This is a genomic window from Kibdelosporangium aridum, from assembly GCF_900176515.1.
In the GTDB taxonomy this organism is placed as follows: Bacteria; Actinomycetota; Actinomycetes; order Mycobacteriales; family Pseudonocardiaceae; genus Kibdelosporangium; species Kibdelosporangium aridum.
In genome coordinates this window covers 255,740-267,657 of record NZ_FWXV01000007.1, presented here as the reverse complement: position 1 = coordinate 267,657, position 11,918 = coordinate 255,740, and the positions used below count along the sequence as shown (strand labels likewise).

General features: G+C 67.0%; 11 protein-coding genes. 8 read left to right on the top strand and 3 right to left on the bottom strand.

The genetic code is table 11. The features are described 5' to 3' along the window. The first annotated feature begins 104 nt into the window (after window positions 1-104). The 8 genes from B9C43_RS34725 (at window position 105) to B9C43_RS34690 (ending at window position 8,166) form a co-directional block, all read left to right on the top strand. Entirely contained in the window at window positions 105-476 is a 372-nt protein-coding gene (locus B9C43_RS34725) for a PLD nuclease N-terminal domain-containing protein (RefSeq protein WP_084430979.1), read from the top strand. Continuing rightward, the gene (locus B9C43_RS34720; protein WP_084431199.1) at window positions 473-991 is read left to right on the top strand and encodes a flavoprotein; all 519 of its coding nucleotides are present in this window, start codon (window positions 473-475) and stop codon (window positions 989-991) included. The genes B9C43_RS34725 and B9C43_RS34720 overlap by 4 nt, the downstream gene beginning before the upstream one ends. 24 nt (window positions 992-1,015) lie before the next feature. Next, a complete protein-coding gene (rpe, locus tag B9C43_RS34715; RefSeq protein ID WP_033390115.1) occupies window positions 1,016-1,675 on the top strand; it encodes a ribulose-phosphate 3-epimerase in 660 nt (219 codons plus the stop codon). Window positions 1,676-1,677: 2 nt separating this feature from the next. Then, the gene (locus tag B9C43_RS34710) at window positions 1,678-2,301 is read left to right on the top strand and encodes a riboflavin synthase (protein ID WP_084430978.1); all 624 of its coding nucleotides are present in this window, start codon (window positions 1,678-1,680) and stop codon (window positions 2,299-2,301) included. Continuing rightward, window positions 2,291-3,562 carry a bifunctional 3,4-dihydroxy-2-butanone-4-phosphate synthase/GTP cyclohydrolase II gene (locus tag B9C43_RS34705; RefSeq protein WP_033390113.1) on the top strand — a complete coding sequence of 424 codons (1,272 nt, stop codon included), beginning with the start codon at window positions 2,291-2,293 and terminating at the stop codon, window positions 3,560-3,562. Before B9C43_RS34710 ends, B9C43_RS34705 begins: the two co-directional genes overlap by 11 nt. Then, window positions 3,559-4,056: a 6,7-dimethyl-8-ribityllumazine synthase gene (gene ribH / locus B9C43_RS34700; protein WP_033390112.1), complete on the top strand. Its 498-nt coding sequence runs from the start codon at window positions 3,559-3,561 to the stop codon at window positions 4,054-4,056. The genes B9C43_RS34705 and ribH overlap by 4 nt, the downstream gene beginning before the upstream one ends. A 26-nt stretch (window positions 4,057-4,082) precedes the next feature. Beyond that, window positions 4,083-4,544, top strand: coding sequence for a PH domain-containing protein (locus B9C43_RS34695; RefSeq protein WP_084431198.1), 462 nt, complete (start codon window positions 4,083-4,085; stop codon window positions 4,542-4,544). A 277-nt stretch (window positions 4,545-4,821) separates the two neighbouring features. After that, window positions 4,822-8,166: a glycosyl hydrolase family 95 catalytic domain-containing protein gene (locus B9C43_RS34690; protein ID WP_235039028.1), complete on the top strand. Its 3,345-nt coding sequence runs from the start codon at window positions 4,822-4,824 to the stop codon at window positions 8,164-8,166. A 514-nt stretch (window positions 8,167-8,680) separates the two neighbouring features. On the opposite strand, the gene B9C43_RS34685 is transcribed toward B9C43_RS34690, so the two are convergent. The 3 genes from B9C43_RS34685 to B9C43_RS34675 all read right to left on the bottom strand — a co-directional run bounded on the left by B9C43_RS34685 (window position 8,681) and on the right by B9C43_RS34675 (window position 11,917). Then, window positions 8,681-9,433: an alpha/beta fold hydrolase gene (locus B9C43_RS34685; protein ID WP_033385889.1), complete on the bottom strand. Its 753-nt coding sequence runs from the start codon at window positions 9,431-9,433 to the stop codon at window positions 8,681-8,683. A gap of 30 nt (window positions 9,434-9,463) precedes the next feature. Next, window positions 9,464-10,342 (bottom strand): NAD-dependent epimerase/dehydratase family protein, encoded by an 879-nt coding sequence (locus B9C43_RS34680; protein ID WP_033385906.1) that lies wholly within the window; start codon window positions 10,340-10,342, stop codon window positions 9,464-9,466. Between the two features lie 69 nt (window positions 10,343-10,411). Continuing rightward, complete coding sequence (locus tag B9C43_RS34675) at window positions 10,412-11,917, bottom strand: sensor domain-containing diguanylate cyclase (RefSeq protein WP_051896281.1); 1,506 nt, start codon at window positions 11,915-11,917, stop codon at window positions 10,412-10,414. Between the last annotated feature and the right edge of the window lies 1 nt (window position 11,918).

The following is an 11,918-nucleotide window of genomic DNA, read 5'->3' as shown; positions in this document are numbered from 1 at the left end:
TTTCGGGCGGTATCCGGACCCTGCGAGCTGCCCGCTCGGGCAGGCCTGGCACACTGGCCGCTCTTCACACGGATTTCGCTTTGTCTTCTGGGGCGGAGAGACACATGCCGTTGTTCGCTGGTGGCCTGGTCAGCATCGTCGTGATGGGCCTCTGGATCTTCTGCCTCGTCGACGTGATCACCACCGTCGACGGGACCACCCGCAACTTGCCCAAGATGGGCTGGTTGTTCATCGTCTTGCTGCTGCCGTTGATCGGCTCGATCCTGTGGCTGGTCGCCGGCCGTCCGGAACGGGCAGGCGGCGGCGGTGGCCACTACCGTCAGGCGTCGCCGAGCCGGTTCCCGGAATACGACCGGCCGGGGCGCCACGTCGCGGCCAGCCCGGACGACGACGAGGAGTTCTTGCGCAAGTGCCGCGAACGCGCGGAGCAGCAGCGCAAGGCAGCCAAGCCACGAGACCAGAAGGACGAGTCATAGCCGTTCTGGGATTGGTCGCCGCGGCGTGCTTCGGCGTCGACAGCCGGTTGCACGACGAGATCGCCCGGCCAGCCGCCGAGCGCGGCTGGCGGCTGGCGATCACGCTGACGCCGACGGCGCACCGGTGGCTGAAGACGTCCGGTGAATACGACCGGCTGACTGAGCTCACCGACTTGCCGGTGCGCAGCGAGTCGCGGTTGCCCGGCGAACCTCGCCCGCATCCGGACCCGGCCACGTTCCTGTTCGTGCCCGCGAGCGCGAGCTCCACCGCCAAGCTGGCGCTCGGCATCGCTGACAACCAGGCCCTGACCGTGCTGTGCGAAGCGCTCGGCAATCCGCAGGTGCACGTGTCGGTGTGCCCGCAGTTGTCCGAAACGCAGGCGGCGCACCCGGCGTGGCCGAGCCATCTGGCCACGTTGCACGCGGCGGGTGCGCTGGTGACGCCGGTCTCATATGACCAACCGTGGACGACCGTGCTGGACGCCCTTCCGGTAGCCGGAACGCATCAACCATAGACTTCGGGTGTGTCCGCAGAACCAATGATCGCGCCTAGCATCTTGTCCGCCGATTTCGCCCGCCTGGCTGACGAGCTGGCCGCCATCGCGGGAGCGGACTGGGTGCATGTCGACGTGATGGACGCGCATTTCGTGCCCAACCTGACCTTGGGACTGCCCGTGGTCGAGGCGCTGCTGAAGGTGACCGACATCCCGATGGACTGTCACCTGATGATCGACGACCCGGACCGCTGGGCGGTCGGATACGCCGAGGCAGGCGCGCACAACGTCACCGTGCACGCTGAGGCGGCCGGAGATCCGGTCAAGCTCGCCAAGGACCTCAAGGCCGCGGGCGCGAAAGCCGGGCTGTCGATCAAGCCGGACACCCCGCTCGAGCCATGGCTCGACGTGCTCAAACACTACGACACCCTGCTGGTGATGTCGGTCGAACCCGGGTTCGGCGGGCAGTCGTTCATGTCGGAAGTGCTCGGCAAGGTCCGCCAAGCGCGCCGCCTGGTCGACACCGGGCACCTAGATCTGCTCGTCGAGATCGACGGGGGAATAAACAGCGACACGATCGACCTAGCAGCTGAAGCCGGTGTCGACTGTTTTGTCGCTGGGTCAGCGGTCTACAACGCGGACGATCCCGGGAAAGCCATTTCGGCGCTGCGCGATCGCGCTGCGCGAATCAGGGGAGGAGCCTGAGCATGTTCACCGGGATCGTCGAGGAGCGCGGCCAGATCGTGGCTGTCGAGCCCTTGCCCGACGCGGCGCGGCTCACGGTCGCGGGCCCGCTGGTGACCTCCGACGCCAAACACGGGGACTCCATCGCGGTCAACGGCGTGTGCCTGACCGTCGTGGACGTCTCCGGCGGTGCGTTCACCGTCGATGTGGTGCACGAGACGCTGCTGCGCTCCAGCCTGGCCAAGGCGCACGAGGGTGACCAGGTCAACCTCGAGCGCGCGATGGCGCTCGGTGACCGGCTCGGCGGGCACATCGTGCAAGGTCACGTGGACGGCACCGGCGTGTTCGTCTCGCGCGCCGAGGACGGGCTCACCACGTTCGAACTGCCGGCCGACCTGGCGAGGTACGTGGTCGAGAAGGGTTCGATCGCCATCGACGGGGTGTCGCTGACGGTGGCGTCCGTCGCCGACCACCGGTTCTCGGTCGCCCTGATCCCGACTACGTTGTCGCTGACCACGCTGGGTCTGCGCCAGCCGGGCGACGTGGTGAACCTGGAAGTGGACGTGCTGGCCAAGTACGTCGAGCGACTTGCTGTGCCTCACATCGCGACGGCAACGGCGGCAGGGCAGGGCCACAATGGGCGCTAGTGGTTCTGAAGGAGGCGCCGTGGCCGGCTTGAACGACATCGAGCGTGCGATCAAGGACATCGCCGAAGGGCGTCCAGTGATCGTCGTCGACGACGAGGACCGGGAGAACGAGGGCGATCTGATCTTCGCGGCCGAGAAGGCCACGCCCGAGCTGGTCGCGTTCATGGTCCGGTACACGTCCGGCTACATCTGCGTCCCGCTGACCGAGGCGGACTGTGACCGTCTCGACCTGCCGCCGATGTTCCACACCAACCAGGACCGCCGGGGTACGGCGTACACGGTCACTGTGGACGCTCGCGACGGCGTGAGCACCGGTATCTCAGCCGCGGACCGTGCGCACACGATCCGGCTGCTGGCCGACCAGGACAGCAAGCCCACTGACTTCAGCCGCCCTGGCCACGTGGTTCCCTTGCGTGCCAAGGAAGGCGGCGTGCTGCGCCGCCCCGGCCACACCGAGGCTGCCGTCGACCTGGCGGTGATGGCGGGGCTGCGGCCAGCGGGTGTGCTGTGCGAGATCGTGTCGCAAAAGGACGAAGGCGACATGGCGCGCCGCGACGAGCTCGAGGTCTTCGCGGCCGAGCACGACTTGGCGATCATCTCGATCGCCGCGCTGATCGCCTACCGGCGGCGCAACGAGAAGCAGGTCGTCCGGGTTGCCGAGGCTCGTATCCCGACCGCGCACGGCACCTTCCGCGCGGTCGGTTACGACAGCCTGCTTGACGGCATCGAACACATCGCGCTGGTGTACGGCGAGATCGGCGACGGCACCGAGGTCCTGGTGCGGGTCCACTCGGAATGCCTGACCGGTGATGTGTTCGGTTCGCTGCGCTGCGACTGCGGTCCCCAGCTTGACGCCGCCCTGGAAGCGGTCGCGTCCGAGGGCCGTGGCATTGTGCTCTACATGCGAGGCCACGAGGGCCGCGGCATCGGCCTGATGCACAAGTTGCAGGCGTACCAGTTGCAGGACAGCGGCGCCGACACGGTGGACGCCAACCTCGCCCTCGGGGTGCCCGCCGACGCGCGTGACTACGGTACGGGCGCGCAGATCCTATCGGATCTCGGCGTGAAGACCATGCGTTTGCTGACCAACAATCCGGCCAAGCGCGTGGGTCTGGAAGGCTATGGCCTGACGGTGGTCGATCGTGTGCCGCTGTCGGTGTGGCCGAACCCGGAGAACCTGCGGTACCTGCGCACCAAGCGCGATCGGATGGGCCACGAGCTGGGCAACCTTGAACAGTTCGAAGGAGAGACGCGGCAGTGAGCGGCGAAGGACGGCCTGAGTCGTCGGTTCCGGAATGCTCGGGCATCCGGCTGGCCATCGCGGCCACCAGATGGCACAGCGAGATCACGGACCAACTGCTTGACCGCGCACTGGCCGCGGCCAAGCAGGGGAAGATCGACGAACCGACGGTCGTCCGCGTGGCCGGTGCCATCGAACTGCCTGTCGTCTGCCAGGAGCTTGCCAAGCACCACGAAGCCGTGGTCGCGCTGGGCGTCGTCATCCGCGGCGGAACTCCGCATTTCGAGTACGTGTGCGACTCGGTGACCGCGGGCCTGACCCGGGTCTCGCTCGATGAAGGGACCCCGGTCGGCAACGGTGTGCTGACGGTCAACGACGAGAAGCAGGCCCTCGACCGGGCGGGTTATCCAGACTCGGCGGAGGACAAGGGGTTCGAGGCGTGTGCTGCCGCGCTCGAAGCCGCGATGGTGCTGCGTGGCCTCCGTCAGCCATGGACGGAACGAGGATTCGAGTGACGGAGCCGACTGTGCCGACTGAGCCGATGGGGACGACTGAGGTGACTGTGCCGACCGAGCCGACGTTCCAGTTCCGCCCGCGCAAGGTCCGCTACGTGGCCCTTGTTATCGCGGTGGCTTTCGTCGCGGTGTTCACGGTGGTGGCGTTCCTGCTGCGCAGTGAGTGGACTGGCGCTTACTTCCAGACGTCGGACCAGGTCGCGATGGTAGGCATCGGCGTCATGCTTGCGCTTGGGGTGCTGATGTTCGCGCGGTCGCGTGTCCGCGCGGACGAGTCGGGCATCGAGGTGCGCAACCTGATCGGCACCCGTCGCTACGAGTGGAAGCAGGTCGAGCACGTCAGCTTCCCGGATGGTGCCTCGTGGGCGCGGCTCGAACTGCCGGACGACGAATACGTGACGATCATGGCCATCCCCGCGATCGACGGCGAACGGTCTGTCGTCGCGATGCGCGAACTGCGCCGCCTCAAGGCGAACGCAGCGGAGTAAGCCTCCCCAGTTCTCTGAACCGCGCTGCGGCAGTGCATTGACATCGCACTGCCGCAGCGCGTTTGTGTTGTGCCCACGATGCCTTGCCGCAGGACAGCACATGTCCACAGTGGCCGCTTCCGTCCAGCGGAGAAACATCCGAGCATAGACCCGCGTTTCTGTCTATTTGCGTCTCTTTGTCATGCCTTGACGGTAAATACATCGGATCTCTAGCCTGATTGTTGTCCTGTCATGACAGCGAGGAATGACGAACATGCGCGTTCAACGAGGAACGGCCGTGGTCGCAGCAGTAGTCATGGCTTTATCCATGGCCACGCTCGCTGCGGCCGCCACGGCGGCTGACGGTGCGTCCGGCGAACAACCGAGATCGCCGCGGAACACCGGGTTGAAGCTTTGGTACGACGAACCCGCAACCGACTGGGAATCGCAGTCGCTGCCGATCGGCAACGGCGCGTTGGGCGCGAGCGTCTTTGGCGGCGTCCAGAACGAGCAACTGCAGTTCAACGAGAAGACGTTGTGGACCGGTGGTCCCGGTTCACCCGGCTACGACTTCGGCAACTGGCGGTCCCCGCGACCCGACGCCATCAAGCAGGTTCAGGACCGGATCAACGCCGAGGGCCAGGTGACGCCCGAGTGGGCCGCCAGTGTGCTCGGTCAGGGCAAGACAGGTTTTGGTGCGTACCAGACGTTCGGTGACGTACGCATCTCGCAGCCGCAAGCGCCGCCGAACGTCACCGGTTACCGGCGCACGCTCGACATCGCCGACGCCGTCGCCGGAGTCACGTACGCGTCCGGCGGCGCGACGTTCGCCCGCGAGTACTTCGCCTCCGCCCCCGACGAAGTCCTTGTGGGTCGCATCAGCGCCAGCCAGCCGGGCCGGATCTCTTTTACGATTTCCTATATCGCACCCGATAACCGATCGCGGTCGTCCAGTGCGCGCGACGGCCGGATCACGTTCGCGGGCAACCTGCACGACAACGGCATGCGGTTCGAGTCGCAGCTGCAGGTCCGCAACGAAGGCGGCACGCGCACGGACAACCCCGACGGCACGGTGACCGTCAGCGGCGCCGATGCGGTCACTCTCGTGCTGGCGGCCGGGACGAACTACTCGGACGTCTACCCGACCTACCGGTCGGTCGATCCGCACGATGCCGTCACGCGACGCGTCGACGCGGCGTCCGCGAAGTCGTTCGCAGCGTTGCGGGACGCTCACGTTCGCGACCACCGCGGTTTGTTCGACCGTGTGTCGCTCGATGTCGGTCAGAACGTGCCGGACATGCCGACGGACGAACTGCTGCGCGCTTACCGGGGAACGGCGTTGCCGCCCGAGGCGCGCAAGGCGTTGGAGGTCATGCATTTCCAGTACGGCCGGTACTTGCTCATCGCGTCGTCGCGGGCCGGTTCGTTGCCCGCGAACCTGCAGGGCGTGTGGAACAACTCGACGTCACCGCCGTGGAGCGCCGACTACCACGTCAACATCAACCTGCAGATGAACTACTGGCCTGCGGAGACCACGAATCTGTCGGAGACCACCGAGCCGTTCTTCGACTACGTGGACTCGATGGTCGCGCCGGGACGTAAGACCGCGCAGGAGATGTTCGGCAACGACGGCTGGGTGGTGCACAACGAAACCAACCCGTTCGGCTTCACCGGTGTACACAATTGGGCGACTTCGTTCTGGTTCCCCGAGGCAGGGGCGTGGCTCGCGCAGCACTACTACGAGCACTACCTGTTCACGCGCGACGACGCGTTCCTGCGCAACCGCGCGTACCCGATGATGAAGTCGTTGGCCGAGTTCTGGATCGACGAACTGCTCGCCGACCCGCGAGACGGCAAGCTGGTCGTCACGCCGAGCTTCTCCCCGGAGCAAGGACCATTTTCCGCGGGTGCGGCGATGTCCCAGCAGATCGTGTGGGACCTGTTCACCAGCACCGCCGAAGCCGCGAACATCCTGGGCGACCAGGCATTCGCGACACAGGCACGGGACGTGCTCAACCGGCTTGACCCCGGTCTGCGAGTCGGCCGGTGGGGACAGTTGCAGGAGTGGAAGCAGGACTGGGACGACCCGAACAACGACCACCGGCACGTCTCGCACCTGTTCGCATTGCACCCCGGCAGGCAGATCACGCCGCAGCAGAACCCGGACCTCGTCGCGGCCGCGGAGAAGTCGTTGACCGCGCGCGGTGACGGCGGCACCGGCTGGAGCAAAGCGTGGAAGATCAACTTCTGGGCGCGGCTGCTGGACGGCAACCACTCGCACCTGATGCTGGAGGAGCTGCTGAAGAGCAGCACCTTGGACAACCTGTGGGACACACACCCGCCGTTCCAGATCGACGGCAACTTCGGCGCGACCGCCGGTGTCGCGGAGATGCTGCTGCAAAGCCACCGCGGCGTCATCGACGTGCTGCCCGCCGCGCCGGACTTCTGGGACACCGGGTCAGTTCGCGGACTGCGGGCGCGCGGTGACGTCACTGTCGACACCGACTGGGTGGGCGGCGTTCCGACGCGCGTCACGCTCAAGCCAGGACGTGCCGGACAGCTCAAAGTCGCCAGCGAGATGTTCGCCGGGCGATACCGCCTGGTCGACAACCAGACTGGCCGGGACGTGCCACATCAGCGCGCTGGCAAGGAGATCGCCTTCACCGCGGTCGCTGGCAATACGTACGTCGCTGTCGCTGACATCGCGATCGCGGTTGACGCGCCTGAGCGAGTCGTCGCCGGGACGCCGTTCGACGCACAGGTGACGGTGTCCGGCATCGGCGGACCGGTTCCAGCGTCGCAGTTGGCGATGACGTTGCCTGCGGGATGGACTGCCACACCGGCGAACCAGCGTGTGTCGTCCATCCGAGTTGGACAGTCCAGAACGTACACGTTCACCGTCACACCTTCGGGTAGTGCGGCTCGGTATCAAGGCTTACGGGCCGAGCTCAGTGGTAGGGGAGTGCACGCGTCGGGCGTGACGTTGGTGCGAATCGATCCGTTGCCGCCGTGCGCGATCCCGTCACCGAACGGGCCGATCGTCGCGTGGGATCCGGTGTCAGGAACCGTCGTTGACGACAAGTCGTCGTTCAACCGCGACGCGACCGTCGACGGCACAGCGTCATATGACGCATCGGCGCCAACGGGTTCTGGTCTCGTGTTGAACGGGTCGTTCCTGCGCACGGCGGATACGTCGCTTGGTTTCTTGCGTGAGGCGACGTTCGCCGCCGAGGTGAAAGTCGACGGATCTGGGACGTATCGGCGGTTGTTCGACTTCCAGCCGAGCGGCGATCCGGGGAACGACGGCGTGCTGATCGACCTGACGCCGTCGAACAACGTGCGGTTCATCGGCTCCAAACAAAACGTGACGACGAACGCCGTCGTGCCAACCGGGCGGTACATCGACTTGGTGATCACGATGACCGACAACGGCCAGATCGACGTGTACGTCGACGGCGCACGAGTCGGCGGCGCGACTGTTCCGGACGACGGCATCAACGGCTGCGCGACCCGGCAGTTGAGATTCGCCGTCGACCAGAACGGCGGTCAACGGCTGACCGGCGCGGTCGACCGGGCGGCGATCTTCGCCGACGCCCTCACAGCGGCCGAAGTCCCCACCTGGCGCACCCGCGCCTTCAGCTGACCGGCCAACCAGTTTCTGTCAGACCCCACGGTTACTTTGGCCTGACGGGGGAGCCTTCGATGTCGGTGATTGACGCGAGGGCTTCCCCGGTCGGGTGGGCAGGTTCGGTGAGGTGGGGCCGCATGGTGGCGGATTCGGTGGCCAGGCGCTGTGGTGGAGTTGGTGGACTGGCGGGTTCGGCGCTGTGGCGGGTTTGTGCTGGTGGGATCGGTGGGCTGGGGCGGCCTGGTAGCAGGTTTGGTGGCCCGGCGCTGTGAGGGTTCGGCGCTGTGGGGGGCGGCGCTGTGGCGGGGCTAGCGCTGTAGCGGGGTTGGCGGTGGTTCGGCCCGGTAGCGGGTTTGACGGGTTTGGTGGACTGGTGGATTCGGCTGGGCGGTGGGTTGGTCAGCTCAGTGGTTCGGCTGAAGAAGCCCATCACGACGCCTGGAGGCGGCGGGCATGACAACGAACTACTCCGCCCGACCACATCGTTGCTTCGTCGAGGTCGCCTGGCAGCCAGGCACGTCCAACCGAGTCAGCTCAGCAGGTCGGAGATCAGTTTGACCATCGCGCCTGGGTCCTCGACATGCGCGTTGTGGCCGAGGCCGGGCAGCACGATGGCGTTCGGGTCGACTTCCCGGACCTGCTCGGGGCTGCACATCTGGTCCTGCTCCCCGACGGCGAGCACAGTCTCCGCTTGACTCGCTGCCAACAACCCGGGTACGTCCGGACGTCCGACGGCGAACGTCTTCGGGTCGCACGCCAACCGCCACCCGTCGGGCGTGCCGACCAGGCCGAAGTCCACGCGCGGGTCCTCGACATCCACGAGGCCGCCGAGGCCGGACACCTTCAGGTACCGTTCCGCCGCTTCTGTCCGGCCGAGGTACATCTTGTTCGGCCGCTCGGCGTACGACTTCGCGCCCGAAAGTTCCGCCGCTGACCACGCCACCTTGATGCCTAGGCCGCATGCGCGGTCGACGGAGCCGCCGAACCAGCCGCTGGCCAAGGTCAGTCCGAGCACTCCACCCAGTGAATGACCGAGGACGACCACGTGTTCCTCGTCTTCGATCAGCTCGACCAACGCCGCCGCCATGTGCCCGAAGGTGTAGCGCGGCAAGTTGGCCGACCCTCCGTGACCAGGCAAGTCGGGGGTGATCCAACGGCATGGCCCGTTCGCGAGCTGCTCGTGCACGCCGTGCCAGACATCTCCTGTGGCGCCCAAACCGTGCAATAGCAACACCGCAGCGTCGCCGGAACCGCCTCGCTGCACCCTCAGCCGGTCTCCCATCCGACGAATTTTGCCACAGCGGGAGCAGCGCTAGGGCGAGGGGAACCACTCGGAGGTCACGACCGGCCGCTCGGGTTTCCATCCGGTCGCCTCGGTCAGCTTGGTCGACACGACCCGCTGCGAGCGCGCGAGGATCTTCAAAAACCCGAACGTGATCGGCACAGTCCGTGCTTTGCGGGCCCCTGCCACGGCCGCGACGACCGCGCCGAACTCCCGCTTGCGCAGCGGAGTGGCGCCCACGTTGTACACGCCGCTGGGGGCGGTCAAGGCGGCGACGACGGCCGATCCGACATCGGAGGGGTGGATCGGCGTGATCCATCCGTCCTTGGAACCGAAGTACGACGGGCCCAATCCGCGAGCGCCTTTGACGATCCATCGCGTCAGCGGTTCGTCGCCGTGCACGTTGGCGATCCGCAGCCGAACCGCGATCCGGCCGTCTTGCGCGAAGCCGGCAACCGTGTCGTGTGCGATCAGCGAAGTCTGCGGGGGCCCGGCCGCAACGACCGGGGCGTCCTCGTCCAGTTCACGGTCTCCGCCGTCGGCGTACGCCAGCGCAACGCCTTCTTGGACGAAGATCCCGATGTCCGCCGCGGTTGCCGCCCGGACCAACGCCTTGCTGCCCTCGATCCGGATGCGTCCGTTCTCCGCCCACGAGGACGACCGGATCAGTTTGCCCCCAACGGGAACCCGCGTCGCCAGGTTGACAACGGCGTCGTGCCCGTTCAGCGCGTCGATCAACTGCTCGACGTCGAACAGATCGGCCACGACCGGTTCAGCGCCGAGCTTCTTGACCACGGCGGCACGTTCTTCGTTACGCGCCAGCCCAGTCACCCGATGCCCCGCCGCAATCAGCTGCGGTACCGCGAAACTTCCCAGCGTCCCAGTCGATCCGATCACGAGAACTCGCACGGCCGTCATCCCTTCACACGGCGACTGTCGCGCTCATGGTGCAGCAGCGGCACCTGTCCAAGCGGCGAGTCAGTCGGATGTTGGGAAGGACAACAGCATCTCGTCGGTGAACACTTCCAGACGGCCCCGGCCGTTGCGTTTCGCCTGGTACATCGCGACATCCGCGCGGCGCATCAGGTCGGCGGGATCGGGCATGCCCGGTGTGCTCAGGGCGATCCCGATGCTGGCGTTCACCCGCAGCTGCCGCCCGGCGATCGGCATCGGCTCGCCCAGAGTGCGCAGGATCCGTTCGGCGACCTTCGCCGCGTCGGCCGCGGTGGCCACGCCGTACAGGAGCACGGCGAACTCGTCGCCGCCGAAGCGCGCGGCCACGTCTGTCGCGCGCAGCTGGGACTTCAGGCGGCCTGCCGTGATGGTCAGCAGGTCGTCGCCTGCCGCGTGCCCGAGGCTGTCGTTGACCGCTTTGAACCTGTCCAGGTCGAGGAACAGCAGCGCCACGCGTTTCGCTTCGTGCTCGGCCGCTCCCAAGCGCTTGGTCAGCTGCTCGAGGAACAGCCCACGGCTGGCCAGTCCGGTCAGCGAGTCGTGGAATGCCTGGTACATCCGGTCAACGGTGTTGGCGTCGGTCAGCGCCAGGCTGACATGCTCGGCGAACGCCCGCAGCGTTTGCACGTCCGACGCCGTGTACGCGCGAGTTTGCCGGTGCGAGCCGACCATCAGGCTTCCGGTGACCGTCCCGCTGTCATGCACGGGTGCGGCCATCGAGGCGCACAGGCGTCCGTCGGTCAGCTCGGCGATCAACGATGACGTCTCGGCGTACCCGTGCAGGACAACGACGTCGTCGGTGAGCATGGCTTGACCCGCAGACCCCGCCTCGGTCAACGGAACTGTCGGGCGCCTGCGCGCGACCTCGGTACGCAGGCCGACGTGCGCGACCAGCTTGGTGTCCTCGCCGTCGGGCGATTCGCGCAGCCACAGGCCGACGATCTCGTCACCGAGCAGGTCCTGCGCCGCGCCGGTGATCATGTCGAGGATCTGCGCGAGCGGGCGCCGGCGGGAGATCGCGCGCTGGATGTCGAACAAGTGCTCCACCAGGCGTTGCCGTTGCCGCAACGACTTCAGCAGCTCGGCGTTCTCCGCGGCCTGGCGCTCGCTGCGTTCCAACGCGCGCAGCATCGTCAGGGTGAGCTCCAGCAGCCGTGCCATCCCGCGGACCAGCGACTGCTCCTGGATGCTGAAGCCCTCGTCCCACCGGGCCAGCAGCAGGCTGCCCGGATGCGTGCCGCCCCAGCGCGCCGAGACCGTCGGGCATTCGCCGACGCCGGGCACTTCCAGCTTGTCCTGTTCCCGTCGGGTCACGGCCACCAGGTCGTCCTCGGGGACCAGGCCTGCCGGGAAGCCGACCGACGCGACCACCCGCTCGCCGATCACGACTGCCGCCACCTCGGCCTCCAGGGCCTGGGCGGCACGTTCGACCGCGCCGCGGACGGCGGACTCCTCGTCCGGGTAGGACGAGATCACGGCCAGCAGCTCGAGCAGCTGCTGACCTTGTAGCCATCCGTCTTCGTCGGTCATC

Excerpts from the sequence above, each read along its gene's own strand:
- B9C43_RS34725 (WP_084430979.1), top strand. The coding sequence starts at position 105 with ATGCCGTTGTTCGCTGGTGGCCTGGTCAGCATCGTCGTGATGGGCCTC.
- rpe (WP_033390115.1), top strand. The coding sequence starts at position 1,016 with ATGATCGCGCCTAGCATCTTGTCCGCCGATTTCGCCCGCCTGGCTGAC.
- B9C43_RS34710 (WP_084430978.1), top strand. The coding sequence starts at position 1,678 with ATGTTCACCGGGATCGTCGAGGAGCGCGGCCAGATCGTGGCTGTCGAG.
- B9C43_RS34705 (WP_033390113.1), top strand. The coding sequence starts at position 2,291 with ATGGGCGCTAGTGGTTCTGAAGGAGGCGCCGTGGCCGGCTTGAACGAC.
- B9C43_RS34695 (WP_084431198.1), top strand. The coding sequence starts at position 4,083 with ATGGGGACGACTGAGGTGACTGTGCCGACCGAGCCGACGTTCCAGTTC.
- B9C43_RS34685 (WP_033385889.1), bottom strand. The coding sequence starts at position 9,433 with ATGGGAGACCGGCTGAGGGTGCAGCGAGGCGGTTCCGGCGACGCTGCG.
- B9C43_RS34675 (WP_051896281.1), bottom strand. The coding sequence starts at position 11,917 with ATGACCGACGAAGACGGATGGCTACAAGGTCAGCAGCTGCTCGAGCTG.